The following is a 21,273-nucleotide window of genomic DNA, read 5'->3' as shown; positions in this document are numbered from 1 at the left end:
GACAGATGACAAGGAAGACCGCAATGACTATTCGCCGCATGATCCCGGCCCTGACATTTGCCGCAGCGCTGGCACTGGGTCAGACGGCACTGGCGCAGGAGACAGCACCGGCAACGCAACCGGCGCAGGAACTCGCTCAGGACACGGCGGAGACCCCGAACCAGAGCAATTCTGGCGAAGCCGCCCCAGAAACGGGTCTGACGCTGGCGGATCTGGGCAAGGATCAAAAGCTGGCCACAGCCTTTGAAAAAATGGCCGACGGCCATCAACTTCCCGCCTGGCTGCGCGAAGGCGCAGTCGTCTCGCCCAGCCAGAAGGTGGCGTTCGGCGGCACCGAGTATCTCGCCATGACGGCCTGCGAGCAGCATAACTGCGCAGAGAACCAGATGGCGGTGCTTTATGCGCCGGACAGCGGCACGGCCTATGGCGTGTTGTCGGTCCGTGACGGCGAGGGGGCGGAGCTGCTGACTTGGCTGGGCATGGCTGGCGGGCCTGAAACCATTGACGGCCGCACCATTCTTTATGCTGCGCTCAGCGGCAGTCTGGCCAATCACCCCGCCGATTTCATCTATGCCGAGTGATCGGGTGGTTCGATCTCGGTGCAGCCCCGGGTGTCTTGCGTGTTCCCGGGCATTTCGCGCAGGTTGGCGGCGATATCGCCGCTTTCGCGCTCAACCGGCCCGGTAACCTGCGCCCAGGCATCGGGCACCAGTTCGAGCCCCAGCACCCGGTCGGGGTTGGTGGGGGGGGGCATCTCGACCCCTTCCAGTTTCCAGAACCCGAAACGCCGGTAATAGGGCAGATCGCCGACCAGCATGACCCGGCTCCAGCCCATCTCGGTTGCGCGTGTCAGGCTTTCGCGCATCAGCAACCCGCCCAGCCCCTCGCCCTGCGCGGTGGGGTGAACCGCGATCGGCCCCAGCAGCAGGGCCGGCTGACCGCCCACGCGCACCGGCCAAAAGCGGATCGCCCCGACCAGCACGCCGAATTCGTCACGCAGCATCAGGCAAAGCGGTCCGACCGGCGCCACACCGTCACGCAAACGATACGACGACAGCGCCGTTCGTCCGGGCGCAAAGCACAGGTCCATCAGCGCCTCGACCTCGGGCGTGTCGGCGGGGGTTTCGGGGCAAAGTTCGTACATCCTGCCTCCGGGATTCGGGTGGGTCTGGGCGGGGGGCAGCCCCGCGTAACATGCGGTAGCGGCCACGAAAACCGCCTGCGGGGCCACGGGCCGCAAATTTCGTCAATCTGCGTCCGCAAGGCCCGGCAGCCGGCCGGAAAGGCGCAAGAATGCTTGACGCGCCGCGCGCATGACGTCACTTCTGAGCCCCGCATAACGGACGCATCAGCGAGGCAAGCCATGTTCTACCGACCCCAGGACGGCCATGGGCTGCCGCATAATCCGCTGAACGCCATCGTCGCGCCCCGACCCATCGGCTGGATTTCGACCCGCAGCCGGCAAGGCGACAACCTTGCGCCTTATTCCTTTTTCAACCTGACCGCCTATACGCCGCCGCAGGTGATGTTCGCCTCGACCTCGGCCAAGCCGGATCGGCCGGGGACCAAGGACAGCGTGGCCCAGATCGCCGAATCGCGGCTTTTTTGCGTCAATATCGCCGACGGGCCGCTGAGGGATCAGGTGAACGCCAGTTCGGCCGCCCTGCCCGCCGGGGTGAACGAGTTCGAGGCCGCGGGCATCGAGGCCGCCGAATGCGAAACCATCGACTGCCCGCGCGTGGCCGGTGCCGCCGCCGCGCTGGAATGCCGCGCGACGCGCATCCTGCGGCTGGCGGGTGACGCGAACTTCATGGTGCTGGGCGTCGTCACCGGCATCCATCTGCGCGAGGATTGCGTGATCGACGGCCGCTTCGATCTGCACGCCACCGGCTGGCTGGCACGCATGGGATACAAGGACTACACCATCACCACCGAAACATTCGAGATGGAGCGCCCCTGATGGAAACCCCGACCGGAAAGCGTCGCCTCGATACCCGGACGGTGCGCGACTATATTCGCACCATCGTCGATTTCCCGCATGAAGGCATTCTGTTTCGCGACGTGACCACGCTGTTTGCCGATGCGCGCGGTTTTCGCATGGCCGTGGACCAGCTTTTGACCCCCTATGCGGGCGAGCCCATCGACAAAGTCATCGGGCTGGAGGCACGCGGATTCATTCTGGGCGGCGCAGTGGCGCATCAGCTTTCCGTGGGCTTTGTGCCGATCCGCAAGAAAGGCAAGCTGCCGGGCAGCGTCATCAGCCAGGCCTATGCGCTGGAATATGGCGAGGCGGTGATGGAGATGCATGACGATGCGCTTCGCCCCGGCGACCGGGTGCTGATCGTCGACGACCTTCTGGCCACCGGCGGCACGGCAGTCGCCGGCATCTCGCTTTGCGAGCGGCTGGGGGCCAGGATCGTGGGCTGCACCTTCGTCATCGAATTGCCCGAACTGGGCGGGCGCAAGGCTTTGGAGAGCCTGGGCCACGAGGTCAACGCCCTGACTGCCTTCGAGGGGGCCTGATCCCTTGCGAGAGGGCTTGCCGGGCGTTAGTTGAGGCCCATGGACAAGAAACCACCCCTGACCCTGTATCTTGCTGCACCGCGCGGTTTCTGCGCCGGCGTGGATCGCGCCATCAAGATCGTTGAAATGGCGCTGCAGAAATGGGGCGCCCCGGTCTATGTGCGCCACGAGATCGTGCATAACAAATACGTTGTGGACAGCCTGCGCGACAAGGGCGCGGTTTTTGTCGAGGAGTTGGACGAATGCCCCGACGACCGTCCGGTGATCTTTTCGGCCCATGGCGTGCCCAAGGCCGTTCCCGCCGAGGCGCGGCGGCGCGAAATGGTCTTTGTCGATGCCACCTGCCCCTTGGTCAGCAAGGTTCATGTTGAGGCCGAGCGGCATCATGCAGAAGGTTTGCAGATGGTGATGATCGGCCATGCCGGCCATCCCGAGGTTCTGGGCACCATGGGGCAACTGCCCGAGGGCGAGGTTCTGCTGGTCGAGACCGTCGAGGATGTCGCCCGGATCACGCCACGCGACCCGGAACGACTGGCCTTCATCACCCAGACCACGCTGTCGGTCGATGACACCGCCGCCATCGTTGCAGCCCTTCACGCGCGATTTCCCGGCATCAAGGGACCCGCCAAAGAGGATATCTGCTACGCGACGACCAATCGTCAGGCCTCGGTCAAGGCCATCGCCGGGCGGATCGACGCGCTTTTGGTGATCGGGGCACCCAACAGTTCCAATTCGCGGCGGTTGGTCGAGGTGGGCAGCGCCGAAGGCTGCGCCTATTCGCAACTGGTGATGCGCGCCGACCAGATCGACTGGCGCGCCATCGAGGGCGCGCGGGCAGTTGGTGTGACAGCAGGCGCCTCGGCCCCCGAGGTTCTGGTCGACGAGGTGGTCGAGGCTTTTCGCGAGCGTTACGAACTGACCGTCGAGATGGTCGAGACGGCGCGGGAGAACGTCGAATTCAAGGTGCCGCGGGTCTTGCGCGAAGCCTGAGGATAGGTTCGGATTGCGCGGGAGCCGGGGGCTCTGCCCCCCGCCGCATGTGCCCCTCGACGGGGCGCATGCGGCGTCCCCCGGGATATTTGCACACGAAAGAAGGATAGTTCATGAAGCTCTGGTCGATGCCGTCCTCGGGCAACAGTTACAAGGTGCGGCTGCTGCTGGCGCTTTTGGGCCGCGATTGCGAGATTGTCGATGTCGAGGATTCCTCTGCGGCGCTGGTTTCCGCCAAGGCTGCGGGGCGTCTGCCCTTTGGCAAGGCGCCGGTGCTGGAGTTGGATGACGGGCGGCTTTTGCCCGAATCGAACGCCATTCTGTGTTGGCTGGGCGAAGGCACGCACTTTGTTCCGGAGGATGAATTCGCCCGCGCCTCGATGCTGAGCTGGATGTTCTGGGAGCAGAACCAGCATGAGGGGGTGATCGCCGTGCGCGCGGCGCTGCAATCCTATCCCGCACGCCGGCATCTGGCGACGCCCGAGCGGATGGCCGAGTTGCTGGAGCGCGGTCATGCGCTATTGCAGGTGATGGAGGACCGGTTGGCCGTCCATGAGTGGCTGGCGGGCGATGCGGCAAGCCTTTGCGATATATGTCTTTATGGCTACACCCATAGCGCTGGCAGCAAGGGCGGGTTCGAGATGGGGCGCTTTCCCGCTATCGGTCGCTGGCTCGACCGGATCGCTGCGCTGCCCGGCTATAGGGGGCTGGACGCATGACGGTCCTGTTTGCCTGGACCGACGGAGCCTGCAGCGGCAACCCGGGCCCAGGGGGCTGGGGGGTGCTGATGCGCGCCATGGAAGGCGGCAAGGTGCTGAAGGAACGCGAATTGTCTGGGGGCGAGGCCGACACCACTAACAACCGCATGGAATTGATGGCCGCAATCTCGGCCTTGGAGGCGCTGACCCGGCCGAGCGAGATCACCGTGACCACCGACAGTGCCTATGTGAAGAACGGCGTCACGCAATGGATCCACGGCTGGAAGCGCAACGGCTGGCGCACCGCCGACCGCAAGCCGGTGAAAAATTCGGATCTGTGGCAGCGGCTGGACACGGCCCAGTCCCGACACAATGTGAACTGGGAGTGGATCAAGGGCCACGCCGGCCATCCCGAGAATGAGCGCGCGGATGAGTTGGCGCGCGCGGGCATGGCACCTTTCAAGCCGGCAAAGGTTTCGGGATGAGCTTCGAAACGCTGGTCCCCTTTCTGGACTATACAAGCGTGCTGATCTTTGCGCTGACCGGGGCTTTGGTTGCCAGCCGCGCTCAGCTTGATCTGGTCGGATTCATATTCTTCGCCACGCTGACCGGGATCGGCGGCGGCACCCTCCGCGACCTGGCCCTTGGCCGGGCCCCGGTGTTCTGGATCGGACGGCCTGAACTGCTGCTGCTGACTACCGTGGCTGCGATCGTGGTCTTTTTCACCGCACATCTGCTGGAGAGCCGCTATCGCGCGATCCTGTGGCTGGATGCCTTTGCATTGGCGGTCGCGGTGCCTGCCGGGGTTGGCATCGCGCTGGAAGCTGGGGTCAGCCCGGTGGTCACGGTGCTGATGGGGGTGATGACCGGAACTTTCGGCGGGCTCATGCGCGACGTGGTGGGCAATGAGGTGCCGCTTGTGCTGAAACAGGGCGAGCTTTACGTCACCGCCGCCTTTGGCGGGGCGGTTGCGGCGCTGTTGCTGATGGCCCTTGGTTCGGGGCGCGGCTGGGCGTTGATCGGTTGCGCGGCGGCAGTGCTGCTGCTGCGGGCGGGTGGCATCGGACTGGGTTGGCGGCTGCCGGTCTATAAGGCGCGGCCGCCGCGAAACTAGGGCGCGTCAGCGCTCGGACCAGACCGCCATTTCAGAGCCGCCCGGTTCGCGGAAGTGAAAGCGGCGACCACCGGGAAAGCTGAAGATGGGTTTGGTGATCTGCCCGCCAGCGTCGGTCACGCGGGTCAGTGCAGCCGCCAGATCCTCGGCCTTCAGGATCACCAGCGGCGGGGACAGCGGACCGGCAGCGATCCCCCCCGAAAGGCCGCCATCCGCGATCTCTTGATACTCAGGGCCGTAATCGTTGAAGTTCCAGCCAAAGGCGTCGGCAAAGAAAGCTTTTGTGGCCGGCAGATCGGGCGAGGTGAATTCGAGATAGTCGATCTTCATCGGGAAGCCCCTTTCAGATGTTCCCGATTTGTTTACACCCATGACCGGCTTAGCGCAAGACCGGCGGGCCGGGGCGGCGCTCGCGCAGATCCTCGACCCCCATGCGCAACCCTGCACCGATACGATGGGCCAGTTCCGACCAAGCCTTGGCCGTCTCTGCCGGCAGGCTACGGCGCAATGTTTCGTCAAAAAGCATGAGCCAAGGGGCGAAATGATCGGCCTTTACATCGCCCGCGCGCATGTGGACCTGCATGGGGTTGCCGTCATAGGCGCGCTCGTAAAGGATGGCATTGCGCCAGAAGCGGGCGATCTTGGCCTCGTGCTCTGGCCAGTCAGCGACATGACCGGCAAAGATCGGTCCCAACACCTCGTGTCGGCGGATCGCGGCATAAAAGACCGCGACCACGCGGTCGATCTGTTCGGAGGTGACATCAAAGCGAGGCAGAATCATATTGCGGATATGGACCCCCGCGCCCTGCCCCGCAAGCCCGTCAGGGATCGCGCGTTCCGGAAAGCGGCGCAATCATCGTGCCGGCCACCAGATGCGTCAGCCCCGGACGCAGCAGCGGCAGGGTGGAGAGCGGGGCCAAAATCATGTCCCGCAGCCAGGGCAGGCCGTAATTGCCCGATTGATACATCGGTGTGAAAACCGCGCTCATCGTTTGATAGATACGGACATGCCAGCGGCGCATGGCGGCGTAATCGGGCAAGGCATCCTCAAGCGGCTGGCGCAATGCGCGGGCCAGAGCCAGCGCGTCCAGCAGTGCCATGTTCGCCCCTTGCCCGAGTTGCGGACTGGCGCGATGGGCGGCATCGCCGATATGGACAAGACCCGGCGTCCACGGCCGGCGCAGTGTCCCGTGGCTGTAGCGGGCCTGAGTCATTTGCGCATTGTCGCGGATGGTTTCCAGAAACGGCGCGATCTGCGGCCAAAAACCGGCGACTGCCGTATGCCAATCCGTCACCGGTGTCTGCGGCCAGCGGTTCAGTTCGGCCAGCGGCATGGACCAGAAAACCGCGGCAAGCGGGGACGAATCGCCGGGCAGGCAGCCGATGGGCAGAACGCCCGCCATGCGGCTGGCGGCACGGTACCGCTGGCGCAATTCATTGCGCGGGAACTCTGTCCCCGGCCAAGGCACCGTCCCCCAGATCGCGCCATAACCCAACGGCCGGGCCCGCAGGGGCGACAGTCGCGAGCCCGCGCCGCTGGCATCGACGATCAGATCGAAAGGCCCGAAATCGCGCCCATCGACGAGGCTTAGCCGACGCCCCGTCCCGTCAGGCGGCGCTGCGGCGATTTCCGCCGAGGTCACCGCCGGCACACCTAGCGCCGCGACGCGGTCCCAAAGCAAACCGAACAGTGTCGCGCGATGGATCCCCCGGCCCGGAGCACTCGCGGGATAGGACACATCAAGCGCCTTGCGACCCCGCACCTCGTGCCCCAGCATCCGGGCAATGGGACTGGAGAGACGACGCGCGTCCTCTCCGGCCCCGATCAGGTCCAGAACGGCCAGTCCGACCGGCTGGATCACCAGGCCGGAACCTAATGGGCGCGGGGCGGAGAAACGCTCGAACAGGGTGATGTCATGGCCCTCGCGGGCAAGCAGCGCAGCGGCGGCCAGACCGCCGATCCCGGCGCCGGCTATGGCGATCCTGTAGCTCATGGCCGCTTGCTGCCCGAGGCAGGCAGCAGGTGCAAGCGACGCTTGCAGGCATCGGGGCTGTTTCCTATAACCCGCGCATGTTCAGCAGGGTGCGGATTTTCCGAATTATTCGCCCGGCGGCGTAGGGTGTCCTCGCCGCCGGGTCACGCACGCTTGCCCTGCCACCGAAGGATTCCCGCCAGATGAGCGAAACGACCACCGAAGCCCAAGCCGCGCCCGATTACCGCGATACCGTATTCCTGCCCCAGACCGATTTCCCGATGCGCGCCGGACTGCCGCAGCGCGAGCCGGAATGGCTGGCCCGTTGGGAGCGCATCGGCATCTACGACCGCCTGCGCGAGCGTGCCGCGGGCCGGACACCTTTCATCCTGCATGACGGCCCCCCCTATGCGAACGGCAACCTGCATATCGGTCATGCCCTGAACAAGACCATCAAGGACATCATCGTGCGCAGCCACCAGATGATGGGCCGCGATGCGCGCTATGTGCCGGGATGGGATTGCCACGGCCTGCCGATCGAATGGAAGATCGAGGAAAAATACCGCAAGGAAGGCAAGGACAAGGATGCGGTCGAGGTGGTCGAGTTCCGCCAGGAATGCCGCCGCTTTGCCGAGGCCTGGGTCGATATCCAGCGCGAAGAGTTCAAGCGGCTGGGTATCACCGGCAAATGGGACGATCCCTATCTGACCATGGATTATCACGCCGAGGCGGTGATCGCCGCCGAATTCATGAAGCTGCTCATGAACGGCGCGCTTTATCAGGGGTCCAAGCCGGTGATGTGGTCTCCGGTCGAGAAGACCGCGCTGGCCGAGGCCGAGGTGGAATATCACGACCATACCAGCCACACCATCTGGGTGCGGTTCCCGGTGGCCGCGTCGCAGGGTATTTGGGCAACGGAGAAACCCGCAAGCGTGGTGATCTGGACCACCACCCCATGGACCATCCCGCAAAACCGCGCGGTGGCCTATAATCCGGCGATTGCCTACGGTCTTTATCGCGTGGGCGCCGTGACCGAGAACGCGACCGCCAAAAGCGGCGAGTTGCTGGTGCTGGCCGATCCGCTGGCTGAAACCGTGCGGCAGGCCGCGAAAATCGAGGATTGGGAGCGGGTCCACGATGTGACGGCGACCGATCTGGAGGGGCTGGTGTTATCGCATCCGCTGCGCGGGGTCGAGGGTGCCGCGGGCGAGTGGGATTACGATGTGCCCATGCTGCCGGGCGAGCATGTGACCGAAGATGCGGGCACCGGCTTCGTGCATACCGCCCCCAGCCATGGCGACGACGACTATCAGCTGGGGCTGAAGTACAAACTGCCGATGACCTATAACGTCGAGCCGGATGGATCGTATCGCACCGACCTGCCGCTGTTTGGCGGTCAGGCGATCATCGGTCCGGATGGCAAGGAAGGCCCGGCCAATGTCAGCGTCATCAAGCAGCTTGCCTGGAAGGGCGCATTGCTGGCCAAGGGCAAGGTCAAGCACTCCTATCCGCATAGCTGGCGTTCCAAGGCGCCGTTGATCTATCGTAACACCCCGCAGTGGTTCGCCGCCATCGACCACGGGCTGACCGACGGCATGGGCGAATATGGCGACACCATCCGCGCGCGCGCCCTGACCAGCATCGACAAACTGGTGAAATGGTGGCCGCAATCGGGCCGCAACCGCATCCATTCCATGGTCGAGAACCGGCCCGATTGGGTGCTGTCGCGCCAACGCGCCTGGGGGGTGCCGCTGACCTGCTTTGTGAAGAAGGGGGCCAGGCCTAACAACCCGGACTTTCTGCTGCGCGACCAGCGCGTCAATGACCGTATCATTGCAGCTTTCGAGGGTGACGGTGCCGACAGCTGGTATCGCGCGGGGTTCAAGGCCGAGGTTCTGGCGGGCATTGTCGAGCCCGGTGATTACGAGCAGGTCATGGACGTGCTGGACGTCTGGTTCGATTCCGGTTCGACCCATGCCTTCGTGCTGCGCGACCGCGCCGACGGGGCGCCGGACGGGATCGCCGACGTCTATCTGGAGGGCACCGACCAGCATCGGGGCTGGTTCCAGTCCTCGCTGCTGCAAGCCTGCGCGACCAAGGGCCGGGCGCCCTATCGCAACGTGGTGACACATGGCTTCACGCTGGACGAGAAGGGCATGAAAATGTCTAAATCGCTTGGCAATACCATTGTTCCGGCAGAGGTCATCAAGCAATACGGCGCCGATATTCTGCGGCTTTGGGTGGCGCAGACCGATTATACCGCCGACCAGCGTATCGGACCGGAAATCCTGAAAGGCACCGCCGACAGCTATCGCCGGCTGCGCAACACGCTGCGCTTTATCTTGGGCAACCTTGCCGGCTTTACCGAGGCCGAACGCGTCGACGCGGACCAGATGCCGGAACTGGAACAATGGGTGCTGCACCGTGTGGCGCAGATCGACCAGCAGTTGCGTAACGGCTATGACAGTTTCGACTTCCAAGGTGTGTTCCAGACCGTATTCCAGTTCGCCACCGTGGACCTATCGGCCTTTTATTTCGACATTCGCAAGGATGCGCTTTATTGCGACCAACCGGATGCGATGCGGCGGCGCGCGGCGCGGACAGTTCTGGACCTGCTGTTCCATCGGCTGGTGACTTGGCTGGCGCCGATCCTGCCCTTCACCATGGAGGATGTCTGGCTGAGCCGCTTCCCCTCGGAAGACGATTCGGTGCATCTGCATGATTTCCCGGTCACCCCGGCCGAGTGGCTCAACGAGCCGCTGGCGCAGAAATGGGACACGATCCGCCGTATCCGCCGCGTCGTCACCGCAGCGCTGGAGATCAAACGCACGGATAAGGTGATCGGCGCCAGTCTTGAAGCCGCTCCGGTGGTGCATGTCGAGGATTGTGACGAACTCAAGGCGCTGAAGTCGGTGGATTTCGCCGATATCTGCATCACCTCGGACCTGAGCCTGACGGCCGATCCCGCGCCAGGCGAAGCGTTCCGGCTTTCGGATGTGCCGGGCATCGGCGTGGTGTTCGAAGAGGCGGAGGGCGAGAAATGCCTGCGTTGCTGGAAGATCCTGCCCGATGTCGGCAGCCATAAGCACGCCGGCACTTGCGCACGTTGCGACGCGGCGCTGAGCGAACGGTAACCAACAAGCACGCAGAGGGGACTGGGTTCCCCTCTGCGGCGTGTTAGCTGCCTAGTCAACGCAGCCAGAGACCAGCCTTTTTCAGGGTCTGCCGTGTCCGTCCTTCGTTCAGCGGTCCACAGCGGTTGAACATGGGCCGGATGCGGTTTCGGCCAATCCCCTCCAATACGATTTTCCTTGCCGGCTCCCATGCCTCGGCCAGCGGTTGCAGACGCGGATCATGTAGCAGAGTCTCGATCGTATCGACGGCCAGGTCGCTTTCCCGGGCATAGAGCAGCGACAGATCACGATAATGGCAGGTTGTATCGCCGTCGAGACCGGCCAGTTCAGGGCCAGGACGGCCACCGCCAAGCGCATGGATCACCAGCGGCAGCACCACCTGATCCAGCAGGACGTCCAGCGTTTGGCAGGCCAGTGCCTCACCCGGGTCGTCGCGGATCGCCAGTGCCCATTCAAGGAAACGCCGGCCGAAGTCCTGCGGATCGGGACCAAAGAACCAGCCGGCATTGAAATACAGGTAACGCTCCCAATGCTCATCGGGCTGGCTGGTGTCGAGCGAGCTTTCATAATCCAGCCCGAATCGGTCGTAGAGCGATTTCCAGATCTCGCCATAGCCCGGGCCATAAAGTGGCGGCTGGGGCCAAGTGCCGGTCCGGCGCATCGAAGCCGATGGCCGCGAAAAATCGAAAGCCAACCTGTCCAGAGGTCCGGTCACCAATGTATCGCTGTCAAAAAAGATAAAAGGTTCAGCGGGCGGCAGGATGGCCAGCGCCTCGATCTTGTTGCCATAGGGATAGCTGGCGCCGAAGTGGGTGGCGGTAAAGGGCAGGATTTCGGCTCCGAAACCAGCAAGGGTCTGACGGATCGCGTCAGGCATCAGGGTCCGTGTGCCAGCCCAGGCGCCTTCGGGCCGAGGTTCCGCGACAATCAGTCGCCCACCCCAGTCGGGCGCATGGCGGCGCAGGCTGGCGGCGAACAACACCGCCTCGACACCCAGACGCTGACCCTGCCCTATCAGCAGGATGTTGAAGGGGATCGACCGCGGCAAAGCAGGTTGATCGACCCGCGTGGGAAGGGCTTTACCCGACTGGCGCGCGGCACGTTCGGCCTGACGAGCCTGACGACGCGCCTCGCGTTCAGCGCGATTGGCCGCCTGACGCGCGGCACGTTCGGCCGCAGGGGAAGCAGGAGATGGAATCGTTCCGTCCCGCCCTTTGCCCTTGCCTTGTTTCGCCATTCGCGCACCCCGTCTGCGAATCTTTACCGCAACAGGTCTTAGCAACAAGAGGGCGGCTCATTCCATAGATGAAATCAAATTCTGATATTCAACCAGAGTTAGATATCGCGATGTTTAATAAGGGTCAAAGACACGCTTGAATTGTATGGATGGAAAAAAATCATGAGGAACCTCACCAAAAAGGCAGGTTCCCGGTCCACGGCTTTCATTGCAGGGTAGCGTTAGCCGTTGAACGATTTCCACTTTTACGGGTACGGCGAGACCGGGTGAGACGTGGGCACCGTGCTTACCCGGTCGCTTATTTTCTAAATTTGACATCTCGCCAAAAACTTGTCGATTGTTTCGATAAGGCTATGGCGCTTTTCCGCCGATTACTTTGAGCCCATGTTTTCCAAAACCCTTGATTTGGCAAACCATTCTAAAGCGATTATCCATATTTCTCGTATTACGGGTATCGGATTGCAAGAACTCCCTTGCACGGGGCGGATTTTCCGGCCGCAATCTGCCTTGTCTAGCGAGCAAAATTCTGGCGCGTCCCTGCTCCGGATTTTCCTTTGCACATCAATCCGATCTGCCCGGTGCGGCAAAGATCAAAGCTGCCGATGAATGACTTATGCCGCGTTTTCCGCATCGAGAGCGGAACCTCGGTCCCCAACCGGTGTTGAGTTCCCATGTGCAAATGCAATCCGATCGGAAGGAGTGCCGATGAACTGGGATATTATTGAAGGCAAGTGGAATCAGCTCAAGGGTAGCGTCAGAGAGAAGTGGGGCGACCTTACGGATGACGAACTGACCGAGGTTGCGGGCAAAAAGGACAAGCTTGCCGGCAAGCTGCAGGAAAAATACGGCTGGACCAAGGAACATGCCGACGAGCAGATCAATTCCTTCTTCGAAGACAAGGGCTGACCCGCCCAGCCTTCAAAGTTGGATAGGTTGCCAAGGCCCCCGGTTTATGCCGGGGGCTTTTTTGGTTGACGGACTTGGGAACAAAGGACGAACCAATCCCCCATTGAACCTCCTGCGCGGGCTACCTATCTTGTCAGCCAGCAGGGGGCGCAGACTGCCTGCCTTAGGGGTTGCGCCTCTTGGCGAGAAAGGACTGATTCAATGAACGAATTCGCCCAAACCACTCATCCGGTCCTGCCTTTGCGGGATATCGTGGTGTTCCCGCATATGATCGTGCCGCTGTTCGTCGGGCGTGAAAAATCGGTGCGGGCGCTCGAGGCCGTGATGGAACAGGACCGTCCGATTCTTCTGGCTGCCCAGAAGGATGCCGCGGTCGACGAGCCTGCCGCCGAGGGGATTTTCCGGACCGGCGTTCTGGCAAATGTGTTGCAACTGCTGAAGCTTCCCGATGGGACCGTCAAGGTGCTCGTCGAAGGGCGCGAACGTGTGCAGATCACCGATTTTGTGCCGAACGAAGCCTATTTCGAAGCCCGTTGCGAGGCTCTGACCGAAGAGGCGGGGGACGAGGATACGGTGACCGCACTGACCCGCGCCGTCGCCGAGGAATTCGAACGTTACGTCAAGGTTCGCAAGAACATTCCCGAAGAAGTCGTCTCGGCCGTTGCCGAGGCCGGAGAGCCCGCGCGTCTGGCCGATCTGGTCAGCGGCCATCTGGGCATTGCGCTGGACAAGAAGCAGGAACTGCTTGAAACGCTGGTGACCGCCGAGCGCCTGGAAAAGGTCTATGGCCTGATGCAGGGCGAGATGTCGGTTCTGCAGGTCGAGAAAAAGATCAAGTCCCGCGTCAAGACGCAGATGGAGAAAACCCAGCGCGAATACTATCTGAATGAGCAGATGAAGGCCATTCAGCGCGAGCTGGGCGACGGCGAGGACGGCTCGAACGAAATCACCGAGCTGGAAGAAAAGATCGAGCAGACCAAGTTCAGCAAGGAAGCCCGTGAAAAGGCCGATGCCGAACTCAAGAAGCTGAAGTCGATGTCGCCGATGTCGGCCGAAGCCACGGTCAGCCGCAACTACCTCGACTGGCTGTTGTCCCTGCCCTGGGGTGTCAAGTCGCGTATCCGCAAGGATCTCGGCAAGGCCGAAGAGGTGCTGGACGCCGATCACTACGGTCTGGAAAAGGTCAAGGAACGGATCGTCGAATATCTGGCAGTGCAGAACCGCTCCGCCAAGCTGAAAGGTCCGATCCTGTGCCTCGTCGGCCCTCCGGGTGTCGGCAAAACCTCGCTGGGACGCAGCGTGGCCAAGGCCACCGGGCGCGAATTCATCCGCATCAGCCTTGGCGGCGTGCGCGACGAATCCGAAATCCGCGGCCACCGCCGGACCTATATCGGCTCGATGCCCGGCAAGATCATTCAGGCGCTGAAAAAGGCCAAGACCACGAATCCGCTTATCCTGCTCGACGAGATCGACAAGATGGGCCAGGATTTCCGCGGCGATCCGGCCTCGGCCATGCTCGAGGTGCTGGACCCCGAACAGAACGCGACTTTCGTGGACCACTATCTGGAGGTGGAATACGACCTGTCGAACGTGATGTTCGTGACCACGGCCAACAGCTACAACATGCCGGGCCCGCTGCTTGACCGGATGGAGATCATCCCTCTGGCTGGCTATACCGAGGACGAGAAGCACGAGATCGCGCGCCAGCACCTGCTGCCCAAGCAGATCAAGGCGAATGGGCTGCGCAAAGGCGAATTCTCGGTGACGGACGAGGCGCTGACCCATGTGATCCGCTATTACACCCGCGAGGCGGGCGTGCGGTCGCTGGAACGTGAGATCGCGAAACTGGCCCGCAAGGCGGTGACCGAGATTCTCAAGGGCAAGGTCAAAAGCGTCGAGGTTACCTCGGAAAAGGCCGAGGAGTATCTGGGCGTGCGTCGTCATCGTTATGGTCTGGCCGAAAAGGACGATCAGGTCGGCGTGGTCACTGGTCTTGCCTGGACGCAGGTCGGCGGCGATCTGTTGCAGATCGAAGCACTGAAGCTGCCCGGCAAAGGCCGGATGAAGACGACCGGCAAACTGGGCGACGTGATGAAGGAATCGATCGACGCCGCATCCTCCTTTGTCCGCTCGATCAGCCCGGATATCGGGGTGAAACCGCCGAAATTCGAGACGGTGGATATCCACGTCCACGTTCCCGAAGGCGCGACGCCCAAGGACGGACCTTCGGCGGGCATCGCCATGGTGACCTCGATCGTCTCGGTGCTGACTCAGATTCCGGTCCGCAAGGACGTCGCCATGACCGGCGAGGTCACCTTGCGCGGTAACGTGCTGGCTATCGGCGGGCTCAAGGAAAAGCTGCTGGCGGCCCTGCGTGGCGGGATCAAGACGGTGATGATCCCGGCCGATAACGAAAAGGACCTGGCCGAGATCCCGGCCAATGTTAAGGAAGGGCTGAAGATCATCCCCGTCAGCAACGTGCGCGAAGTATTGCAGCACGCGCTGGTGCGGATGCCCGAGCCCATCGAATGGGACGAAGCCGCAGAAGAGGCGGCCGAGGCCAGCCGGCTTGCCGCGACCCGCGATCAGGGAAGTGGCGGTGCGGCAGTCGCCCACTAAACTTGAAACCGCGCGGGTCTCTCGCGCGGTTTTTTCTTGGCCGAGGCTCCAACAGAAAGGAGTTCGCTCATGACACGATCAGGAGGAAAAGCGCAAAGAGACAGCTTTGTCGAGCCGGAGCCGGCAAAAGTTTTGCAAAAACGCCAGCTTCTGGCGCAGGTCGCCCGACGAACTGGCTTGCGCAACACCGAGGTCAAGACGGTCGTCGAGGCCACGCTGGCCGAATTGGGCGAAGCGATTGCCGCAGGCATGACGCTGGCATTACCGCCACTTGGACGCGCACGGATCAGTCGCCGCAACGACAGGACGGGCGGCGAGATCATTACCCTGCGCCTGCGCCGCCGTATCGCCGGCGAGGCATGATTTTTCGCCTGAAACCTCTTGCAGCCTCCCGCGGCTGCGGCTATCTAGCGCGCATCGGGCGATTAGCTCAGCGGTAGAGCGCTTCGTTCACATCGAAGATGTCAGCGGTTCAAATCCGTTATCGCCCACCATTATTTTCAACGACTTAGGCCAGCGCATACGAAGCGCGCCTAGGTCGGTTGAACTTCCCCTACGGATACAGACAAGAATTGCGCCTCCCGGCATGCGATTCCTTTACCTATTCAGAGAGGAATCCAGATTTCTGTGACGGAGGTTAATCATGGCCGGCTTTTTCTTGAAAGGAAAGGTCGTTGGCCTCATCCTGTAGATGCGACTCAGTCATGGGGACGGGTCACCCGATAAAGGGATACCAGATGAAGAAGGTTGCAATTGCCTTCGCAATATCGGCGGCATTGGCGGGAACGCCAGCGGTTGCCCAGTTCGTTGGCCCCAGTTCCACGACAGTGACCACGGTTGCCGAAGCCGCACAGGCGCGCTGGGATACCCCGGCCGTATTGACTGGGAATATTATCGGCCATCAGCGCGAGGATTATTATATCTTCAAGGATCACACCGGCACGATGACCGCCGAAATCGAACGCCGAGTATTCCGTGGCAAGACAATAGGTCCCGATACCAATGTTCGCCTGACGGGCGAGGTCGATCGCGGAATCAGAGGTCGCTATATAGATGTCCACCGTCTGGATGTTCTAGACTAGCGCGCTGCTTCACAAACTTTCGCCGCCGCACATTCTGGGTAGCCCGGTCATACTGTCACCTCCACAGCAGATTTGCACGGCAGTCCACGCAGAAACGCGTGATGATCGCAGGAAGTGGAAAATCAGGCTAAATCGCTTTGGGATTCAGGGCTTAACGACTGCCGCTGCGTTCAATCGGCAATGGTGGAACCCGTTGCGTCACCAAAGCGCTTTTGCGCTTTTCGTAGAAAGCATTTCCACCCGCGACGAGGACATAATGCATGTTATTATAGGGGAACGTATAACCGCTGGTATGGAAAAACATGGCATTTTCAATCTGGTTTTGCCGTTCGCCACGAAGAACCGCAATCGCGGCCTCTCTCACATCCGGCAAAGCTTTCGAAGCCATGGGGCGCGTCAGCACACCGGGCGCAAACTGGCCTTTCTGTCCCACAACCCCGCACACCGTATCGGGAAACTGATCCGACTCGACCCGGTTCATGACAACGGTGCCGACCGCCACCATGCCGGCCCGGCTCGACCTGTTGGCCTCGAAAAAGATCGCCCGTTCCATGCAGTTCAGGTCCTCCTTGGTATAGGAGCCCGTGCTTGAGGGTTGGTTCGCGCACCCCGCCAACACGAAGAGTACGGATACGACGGTCGCAGTTTGCCGCAACTTCGGCGATTGGATGGCCATTGGTTTGCTTTTTTTACTGTCCCACGCCGCTTTTGTGACGCGCATGGCGTGTAATTTCAACCGCGAGACATGCTGCCGGGAAGCGCCGTCCTGAAACCGGCGAATAAACGCCGATATGTCGTCGCCCCCCTTGCTCGCTTGGATGCCCCCAAGGACCGCTTCAGCCTTCGATGCGTCGGCCATTCTCTGCATCGAAGAAATGCAGATGCGCCGGTTCGGGCACCACCTCGATCCGGTCTCCCCGAGAAAGCCCGCTGGATCCGTGCAGCCGCAATACCAAGGGCACTTCTGACCCTTCGATCATGCCATAGCCAAAGGCATCCGCGCCCAACCGCTCGACCGAGCGCAGCATGACCGGGATTGCCGCCTCGCCCGGCTGGGCCGGCCGCAGATGCTCGGGGCGCAGGCCAAGCCGCAGGTCGCCGCCGCGCGGCACCCCCGGAAGCGGCAGCACCGCACCGCCGGGCAGGGTCACCTGCCCCTCGCCCGCCGCAACCGTGAAAATATTCATCGCCGGCGATCCGATAAAGCCGGCAACGAATTCGCTGGCAGGCTGTTGATACACCTCCAGCGGCGTGGCAATCTGATCCGCAACGCCCTTGTTCATCACGATCAGCCGGTCGGCCAGCGTCATCGCCTCGACCTGGTCATGGGTGACGTAAAGCGTGGTCTGGCCGGTGCGCAGGTGCATCTCTTTGATTTGCAACCGCATCTGCACCCGCAGCTTGGCATCCAGATTGGACAGCGGCTCATCCAGCAACAGCGCCGCCGGTTCGCGCACCAAGGCGCGGCCCATGGCGACGCGCTGGCGCTGGCCGCCCGACAGTGCACGCGGTTTGCGGTCCAGATAGGGCTCCAGCTCCAGCATCTGCGCGGCCTTGGCCACCCGCGCCTCGATCTCGGGCTTCGGCAGTTTCGCGATCTTCAGGCCGTAAGCCATGTTCTGGCGCACCGACATATGCGGATAAAGCGCATAGTTCTGAAACACCATGGCGATATCGCGCTGGCGCGGCTCAAGCTGATTTACCACCTTGCCACCGATTTCCACCGTGCCAGAGGTGATCGCCTCCAGCCCAGCGACCATCCGCAAAAGCGTGGACTTGCCGCAGCCGGACGGGCCCACGATCACCACGAACTCGCCGTCGGCGATATCCATGGTGATGCCGTGGATGACCTGATTGCCCGAATAGCTCTTGCGGACGTCGTTCAGCAGGATACGGGCCATTTATTTCTCCGTCTCGACCAAACCCTTGACGAACCATCGCTGCATCAGCATCACCACCAGGATCGGCGGCACGATGGCCAGCACCGAGGTGACCATCACGAGGTTCCAGGGCGTATCGGCATCGGCAAAAGAGATCATCTTTTTCAGCGCGATGACGATGGTGTTCATTTCGTTGGAATTGGTGACCAAAAGCGGCCACAGATATTGCGTCCAGCCATAGATGAACTGGATCACGAAGATCGCCGCCACATTGGTCAGCGACAGCGGCCAAAGGATATCCTTGAAGAACCGCCAGGGCCCCGCGCCATCGACGCGTGCAGCCTCCAGCAGTTCATCGGGGATCGTCATGAAGAACTGCCGGAACAGCAGCGTTGCCGTAGCCGAGGCGATCAGCGGCAGGATCAGCCCGGGATAGGTGTCGATCAGCCCCAGATCGACCATGACCTTGTAGGTGGGCTGGATGCGAACCTCCACCGGCAGCATCAGGGTGATGAAGATCAGCCAGAAACACACCATGCGCAGCGGAAAGCGGAAAAAGACGATGGCATAGGCCGAAGCCATGGAAATCACGATCTTACCCAGCGCGATGCCAAGCGCGACGATGGTGGTATTGGCCAATAGCCGCCACAGGCTGACCCCGCCGATGCGCCGCACGCCGCCTTCGAAAGCCTCGGTGTAGTTGGTCACCAGCTCGGGTCCGGGCAGCAGCGGCAGCGGCGGGCGCAGGATGGTCTGCACGGTATGGGTCGAGGCGATAAAGACATAATAGATCGGAAAGGCCACGACGATCACGCCCAACACCATCCAGAAATGCGCCAGCACTCGCCCCGCCCCGCGCACGGCCAGCGGAGTGGACTCAGCCATAATGCACCCTTCTCTCGATAAAGCGGAACTGGAAAGCGGTCAGCACGATCACGATCAGCATCAGGATGACCGATTGCGCGGCGCTGTCGCCCATGATCAGGTTCACGAAACCGTCGTTATAGACCTTATAAACCAGCGTTTCAGTTGCCTTGCCGGGACCGCCGCCAGTGACCGCGTGGATGATGCCGAAGGTATCGAACAGCGCATAGACCGTATTCACCACCAGCAGGAAAAAGGTCGTCGGCGCCAGCAGCGGAAAGGTGATGGTCCAGAACACATGCCGGCGGGAAGCGCCGTCGATGGCCGCCGCCTCCAGCAGGGAGCGCGGAATGGCCTGCAAACCGGCGACAAAGAACAGGAAATTATAGCTTATCTGTTTCCATGTCGCCGCAGCCACCACCAGCGCCATGGCCTGCCCGCCATCCAGAAGCGGGTTCCAATAGATGCCCATCTGCCGCAGCGGCCAGGCCAGGGTGCCGAAACTGGGATTGAACATGAACAGCCACAGCATGCCGGCGATGGCGGTCGCCACCGCATAGGGCCAGATCATCAGCGTTCGGTAAAACCCCTTGCCGCGAACGATCTTTTCCACCTGCACGGCCAGAAACAGCGCGATCGCCATGGCGAAAAACGCCACGAGCACGGAAAATACCGCTGTCACCCGCACCGAGTTCAGATAGTTCGGATCGCTCAGCACCCTGCGGAAATTGGCCAACCCGACAAAGGTCGAGGTCAGGCCAAAGGGATCCTCGCGCAGCACAGATTGCCGAAAGGCCTGTGCCGCAGGCCAATAGAAGAAGATCACCGTGATTGTTAGTTGCGGCACAAGCAGCAGCCATGGCAGCAGCTTGTGCGGAAAGACCGTTCGTCTCATCCGTCCCCCTTTCGGAACGGGCGGGCGACGATGCGCCCGCCCATGCCTTTAGCCGCCGACGGCTTCTTTCAGCGCGGCATTGCCACGTTCGACGGCATTCTTAAGCGCGGTGGCCGCGTCTTGTTGGCCGGCGAGCATCTTTTCGAACTCTTCGTTTTGGATGTCGCGCAGTTGCGGCAGGTTCGGCGCCCGCACGCCCTTGGAGTTCTCGGTCGGCTCCTTGCCCATCATCTGCAGGATCGGAGTTTCGCGACCCGGATTCTCGTCGTAAAAACCCGAAGCCTTGGTCGCCTCATAGGCCGCCATGGTCACCGGCAGATAGCCCGATTGCTCGTGCAGGAATTGCTGCACCTCGGTCTGCGACAGGTAGTTGAAGAAGGCGGCGACGCCCTTGTAGATCTCGTCCGACTTACCGCCCATGACCCAAAGCGAGGCACCGCCCGGGGTGGTGTTTTGCGGCGCGCCCTCGGCGGTCTCGTCATAGGGCAGTTGGCCGATGCCGTAGTTCATGCCGGATTTGACGATATCGCCCAGCCCGCCCGAGCTTTCGGTCAGGATACCGCATTCGCCCGAGGTGAAGTTCTGCTTGGCCTCGCTGGTGCGACCGCCATAGACGAAAACACCCTCTTTCGCCAGGTCGGCGATCTCCTGGAAATGCTTGACGAACAGCGGGCCGTCGATTCTCAGTTCCGGCGTGCCGGCCAGACCGTTTTCGTTGGTGCCCCAGTTCACGTCGTTCCATGCGGCGAAGTTCTCGGTGTGGATCCACGTCAGCCAGGTCGAGGTATAGCCGCAGGTTGCCGCACCCGATTCCTTGATCTTGCGGGCGGCATCCCAAACCTCTGCCCAGGTCTTGGGCGGGCTATCCACGTCCAGCCCCGCCTTTTCGAAGATATCCTTGTTGTAATACAGGATCGGCGAGGATGAGTTATAGGGGAATGACAGCATCTCGCCCTCGGGCGTCGAATAGTAACCGACGATGCCGGGCAGATACTGGCTTTTGTCAAAGGTAAAACCGCCCTCGTTCAGCACCTCGGCGACCGGCTTGATCGCGCCTTGTGCGCCCATCATGACGCCGGTGCCCACGTCGAAAACCTGGATGATGTCGGGCGCTTGCCCGGCGCGGAAGGCGGCGATGCCGGCATTGAGCGCTTCGGGATAGGTGCCCTTGAAAACGGGTTTCAACTCGTAATCGGATTGGCTGGCGTTGAAGTCGTTGGCGATCTTGGTCACCACTTCGGCGTTTGCGCCCGACATCGCATGCCACCACGAAATTTCGGTCTTGGCCTCGGCCGCGACAGGCAAGGCCATCAGCCCGGCCAGCCAGAATAGGGTTCTTTGCATTGTTTTTCCTCCGA

At 62.0% G+C, this 21,273-nt stretch carries 22 protein-coding genes and 1 tRNA gene; 13 read left to right on the top strand and 10 right to left on the bottom strand.

Annotated features, from left to right (window positions below):
• The first annotated feature begins 23 nt into the window (after positions 1 to 23).
• Complete coding sequence (locus tag JWJ88_RS16605) at positions 24 to 581, top strand: Ivy family c-type lysozyme inhibitor (RefSeq protein WP_205296796.1); 558 nt, start codon at positions 24 to 26, stop codon at positions 579 to 581.
• Here JWJ88_RS16605 and JWJ88_RS16600 read toward each other — a convergent pair.
• On the bottom strand, positions 569 to 1,144 hold the full coding sequence (locus tag JWJ88_RS16600; RefSeq protein WP_205296795.1) for a GNAT family N-acetyltransferase: 576 nt from the start codon (positions 1,142 to 1,144) through the stop codon (positions 569 to 571). The genes JWJ88_RS16605 and JWJ88_RS16600 overlap by 13 nt on opposite strands.
• A gap of 219 nt (positions 1,145 to 1,363) precedes the next feature.
• Between JWJ88_RS16600 and JWJ88_RS16595 the strand changes: the two genes are divergently transcribed.
• From JWJ88_RS16595 to JWJ88_RS16570, 6 genes are all read left to right on the top strand, one after another.
• The gene (locus JWJ88_RS16595; RefSeq protein ID WP_205296794.1) at positions 1,364 to 1,960 is read left to right on the top strand and encodes a flavin reductase family protein; all 597 of its coding nucleotides are present in this window, start codon (positions 1,364 to 1,366) and stop codon (positions 1,958 to 1,960) included.
• Positions 1,960 to 2,523: an adenine phosphoribosyltransferase gene (locus JWJ88_RS16590; protein WP_205296793.1), complete on the top strand. Its 564-nt coding sequence runs from the start codon at positions 1,960 to 1,962 to the stop codon at positions 2,521 to 2,523. The genes JWJ88_RS16595 and JWJ88_RS16590 overlap by 1 nt, the downstream gene beginning before the upstream one ends.
• Before the next feature lie 39 nt (positions 2,524 to 2,562).
• The gene (gene ispH, locus JWJ88_RS16585) at positions 2,563 to 3,513 is read left to right on the top strand and encodes a 4-hydroxy-3-methylbut-2-enyl diphosphate reductase (RefSeq protein ID WP_205296792.1); all 951 of its coding nucleotides are present in this window, start codon (positions 2,563 to 2,565) and stop codon (positions 3,511 to 3,513) included.
• Positions 3,514 to 3,626: 113 nt separating this feature from the next.
• Positions 3,627 to 4,232: a glutathione S-transferase family protein gene (locus JWJ88_RS16580; RefSeq protein WP_205296791.1), complete on the top strand. Its 606-nt coding sequence runs from the start codon at positions 3,627 to 3,629 to the stop codon at positions 4,230 to 4,232.
• On the top strand, positions 4,229 to 4,696 hold the full coding sequence (gene rnhA / locus JWJ88_RS16575) for a ribonuclease HI (protein ID WP_205296790.1): 468 nt from the start codon (positions 4,229 to 4,231) through the stop codon (positions 4,694 to 4,696). Before JWJ88_RS16580 ends, rnhA begins: the two co-directional genes overlap by 4 nt.
• Positions 4,693 to 5,325, top strand: a complete 633-nt coding sequence (locus tag JWJ88_RS16570; RefSeq protein WP_205296789.1) for a trimeric intracellular cation channel family protein — start codon at positions 4,693 to 4,695, stop codon at positions 5,323 to 5,325. Before rnhA ends, JWJ88_RS16570 begins: the two co-directional genes overlap by 4 nt.
• A gap of 6 nt (positions 5,326 to 5,331) precedes the next feature.
• Here JWJ88_RS16570 and JWJ88_RS16565 read toward each other — a convergent pair whose 3' ends face one another.
• From JWJ88_RS16565 to JWJ88_RS16555, 3 genes are read right to left on the bottom strand one after another with little or no spacing between them, the layout of a single operon-like run.
• Entirely contained in the window at positions 5,332 to 5,655 is a 324-nt protein-coding gene (locus JWJ88_RS16565) for a VOC family protein (protein WP_205296788.1), read from the bottom strand.
• A 49-nt stretch (positions 5,656 to 5,704) separates the two neighbouring features.
• Positions 5,705 to 6,106, bottom strand: coding sequence for a group III truncated hemoglobin (locus JWJ88_RS16560; RefSeq protein WP_205296886.1), 402 nt, complete (start codon positions 6,104 to 6,106; stop codon positions 5,705 to 5,707).
• A gap of 40 nt (positions 6,107 to 6,146) precedes the next feature.
• Complete coding sequence (locus JWJ88_RS16555; RefSeq protein WP_205296787.1) at positions 6,147 to 7,319, bottom strand: FAD-dependent oxidoreductase; 1,173 nt, start codon at positions 7,317 to 7,319, stop codon at positions 6,147 to 6,149.
• 182 nt (positions 7,320 to 7,501) lie between these two features.
• On the opposite strand from JWJ88_RS16555, the gene ileS reads away from it, so the two are divergent.
• Entirely contained in the window at positions 7,502 to 10,432 is a 2,931-nt protein-coding gene (gene ileS / locus JWJ88_RS16550; protein WP_205296786.1) for an isoleucine--tRNA ligase, read from the top strand.
• 55 nt (positions 10,433 to 10,487) lie between these two features.
• Here the strand turns inward: ileS and JWJ88_RS16545 are convergent, their stop codons facing one another.
• Positions 10,488 to 11,669 carry a hypothetical protein gene (locus tag JWJ88_RS16545; RefSeq protein ID WP_205296785.1) on the bottom strand — a complete coding sequence of 394 codons (1,182 nt, stop codon included), beginning with the start codon at positions 11,667 to 11,669 and terminating at the stop codon, positions 10,488 to 10,490.
• Between the two features lie 705 nt (positions 11,670 to 12,374).
• On the opposite strand from JWJ88_RS16545, the gene JWJ88_RS16540 reads away from it, so the two are divergent.
• From JWJ88_RS16540 to JWJ88_RS16520, 5 genes are all read left to right on the top strand, one after another.
• Positions 12,375 to 12,575: a CsbD family protein gene (locus tag JWJ88_RS16540; protein WP_205296784.1), complete on the top strand. Its 201-nt coding sequence runs from the start codon at positions 12,375 to 12,377 to the stop codon at positions 12,573 to 12,575.
• 201 nt (positions 12,576 to 12,776) lie between these two features.
• Entirely contained in the window at positions 12,777 to 15,194 is a 2,418-nt protein-coding gene (gene lon, locus JWJ88_RS16535) for an endopeptidase La (protein WP_205296783.1), read from the top strand.
• 69 nt (positions 15,195 to 15,263) lie between these two features.
• On the top strand, positions 15,264 to 15,557 hold the full coding sequence (locus tag JWJ88_RS16530) for an HU family DNA-binding protein (RefSeq protein WP_205296782.1): 294 nt from the start codon (positions 15,264 to 15,266) through the stop codon (positions 15,555 to 15,557).
• A gap of 56 nt (positions 15,558 to 15,613) precedes the next feature.
• A tRNA-Val gene (locus JWJ88_RS16525) sits at positions 15,614 to 15,688 on the top strand.
• Positions 15,689 to 15,931: 243 nt separating this feature from the next.
• Positions 15,932 to 16,276 carry a YgiW/YdeI family stress tolerance OB fold protein gene (locus JWJ88_RS16520; protein WP_205296781.1) on the top strand — a complete coding sequence of 115 codons (345 nt, stop codon included), beginning with the start codon at positions 15,932 to 15,934 and terminating at the stop codon, positions 16,274 to 16,276.
• 151 nt (positions 16,277 to 16,427) lie between these two features.
• Here JWJ88_RS16520 and JWJ88_RS16515 read toward each other — a convergent pair whose 3' ends face one another.
• The 5 genes from JWJ88_RS16515 to ugpB form a co-directional block, all read right to left on the bottom strand.
• A complete protein-coding gene (locus tag JWJ88_RS16515; RefSeq protein WP_240200376.1) occupies positions 16,428 to 16,829 on the bottom strand; it encodes a cell wall hydrolase in 402 nt (133 codons plus the stop codon).
• 283 nt (positions 16,830 to 17,112) lie between these two features.
• Positions 17,113 to 18,177: a sn-glycerol-3-phosphate import ATP-binding protein UgpC gene (locus JWJ88_RS16510; protein ID WP_205296780.1), complete on the bottom strand. Its 1,065-nt coding sequence runs from the start codon at positions 18,175 to 18,177 to the stop codon at positions 17,113 to 17,115.
• The gene (gene ugpE / locus JWJ88_RS16505; protein ID WP_205296779.1) at positions 18,178 to 19,041 is read right to left on the bottom strand and encodes a sn-glycerol-3-phosphate ABC transporter permease UgpE; all 864 of its coding nucleotides are present in this window, start codon (positions 19,039 to 19,041) and stop codon (positions 18,178 to 18,180) included. It abuts the gene before it with no gap.
• Complete coding sequence (gene ugpA / locus JWJ88_RS16500) at positions 19,034 to 19,915, bottom strand: sn-glycerol-3-phosphate ABC transporter permease UgpA (RefSeq protein ID WP_205296778.1); 882 nt, start codon at positions 19,913 to 19,915, stop codon at positions 19,034 to 19,036. Before ugpA ends, ugpE begins: the two co-directional genes overlap by 8 nt.
• Before the next feature lie 48 nt (positions 19,916 to 19,963).
• Positions 19,964 to 21,259 (bottom strand): sn-glycerol-3-phosphate ABC transporter substrate-binding protein UgpB, encoded by a 1,296-nt coding sequence (ugpB, locus tag JWJ88_RS16495; RefSeq protein WP_205296777.1) that lies wholly within the window; start codon positions 21,257 to 21,259, stop codon positions 19,964 to 19,966.
• Positions 21,260 to 21,273 lie beyond the last annotated feature (14 nt).

It is taken from the genome of Paracoccus methylovorus (genome assembly GCF_016919705.1).
Classification (GTDB): domain Bacteria; phylum Pseudomonadota; class Alphaproteobacteria; order Rhodobacterales; family Rhodobacteraceae; genus Paracoccus; species Paracoccus methylovorus.
The sequence above is the reverse complement of the archived record's forward strand: the minus strand, read 5'-3'. Positions and strand labels throughout refer to the sequence as shown.

Bases quoted from the DNA above. Each gene is read 5' to 3' on its own strand.
- JWJ88_RS16605 (WP_205296796.1), top strand. From the start codon at position 24: ATGACTATTCGCCGCATGATCCCGGCCCTGACATTTGCCGCAGCGCTG.
- JWJ88_RS16600 (WP_205296795.1), bottom strand. From the start codon at position 1,144: ATGTACGAACTTTGCCCCGAAACCCCCGCCGACACGCCCGAGGTCGAG.
- JWJ88_RS16595 (WP_205296794.1), top strand. From the start codon at position 1,364: ATGTTCTACCGACCCCAGGACGGCCATGGGCTGCCGCATAATCCGCTG.
- JWJ88_RS16590 (WP_205296793.1), top strand. From the start codon at position 1,960: ATGGAAACCCCGACCGGAAAGCGTCGCCTCGATACCCGGACGGTGCGC.
- ispH (WP_205296792.1), top strand. From the start codon at position 2,563: ATGGACAAGAAACCACCCCTGACCCTGTATCTTGCTGCACCGCGCGGT.
- JWJ88_RS16580 (WP_205296791.1), top strand. From the start codon at position 3,627: ATGAAGCTCTGGTCGATGCCGTCCTCGGGCAACAGTTACAAGGTGCGG.
- rnhA (WP_205296790.1), top strand. From the start codon at position 4,229: ATGACGGTCCTGTTTGCCTGGACCGACGGAGCCTGCAGCGGCAACCCG.
- JWJ88_RS16570 (WP_205296789.1), top strand. From the start codon at position 4,693: ATGAGCTTCGAAACGCTGGTCCCCTTTCTGGACTATACAAGCGTGCTG.
- JWJ88_RS16565 (WP_205296788.1), bottom strand. From the start codon at position 5,655: ATGAAGATCGACTATCTCGAATTCACCTCGCCCGATCTGCCGGCCACA.
- JWJ88_RS16560 (WP_205296886.1), bottom strand. From the start codon at position 6,106: ATGATTCTGCCTCGCTTTGATGTCACCTCCGAACAGATCGACCGCGTG.
- JWJ88_RS16555 (WP_205296787.1), bottom strand. From the start codon at position 7,319: ATGAGCTACAGGATCGCCATAGCCGGCGCCGGGATCGGCGGTCTGGCC.
- ileS (WP_205296786.1), top strand. From the start codon at position 7,502: ATGAGCGAAACGACCACCGAAGCCCAAGCCGCGCCCGATTACCGCGAT.
- JWJ88_RS16545 (WP_205296785.1), bottom strand. From the start codon at position 11,669: ATGGCGAAACAAGGCAAGGGCAAAGGGCGGGACGGAACGATTCCATCT.
- JWJ88_RS16540 (WP_205296784.1), top strand. From the start codon at position 12,375: ATGAACTGGGATATTATTGAAGGCAAGTGGAATCAGCTCAAGGGTAGC.
- lon (WP_205296783.1), top strand. From the start codon at position 12,777: ATGAACGAATTCGCCCAAACCACTCATCCGGTCCTGCCTTTGCGGGAT.
- JWJ88_RS16530 (WP_205296782.1), top strand. From the start codon at position 15,264: ATGACACGATCAGGAGGAAAAGCGCAAAGAGACAGCTTTGTCGAGCCG.
- JWJ88_RS16520 (WP_205296781.1), top strand. From the start codon at position 15,932: ATGAAGAAGGTTGCAATTGCCTTCGCAATATCGGCGGCATTGGCGGGA.
- JWJ88_RS16515 (WP_240200376.1), bottom strand. From the start codon at position 16,829: ATGGAACGGGCGATCTTTTTCGAGGCCAACAGGTCGAGCCGGGCCGGC.
- JWJ88_RS16510 (WP_205296780.1), bottom strand. From the start codon at position 18,177: ATGGCCCGTATCCTGCTGAACGACGTCCGCAAGAGCTATTCGGGCAAT.
- ugpE (WP_205296779.1), bottom strand. From the start codon at position 19,041: ATGGCTGAGTCCACTCCGCTGGCCGTGCGCGGGGCGGGGCGAGTGCTG.
- ugpA (WP_205296778.1), bottom strand. From the start codon at position 19,915: ATGAGACGAACGGTCTTTCCGCACAAGCTGCTGCCATGGCTGCTGCTT.
- ugpB (WP_205296777.1), bottom strand. From the start codon at position 21,259: ATGCAAAGAACCCTATTCTGGCTGGCCGGGCTGATGGCCTTGCCTGTC.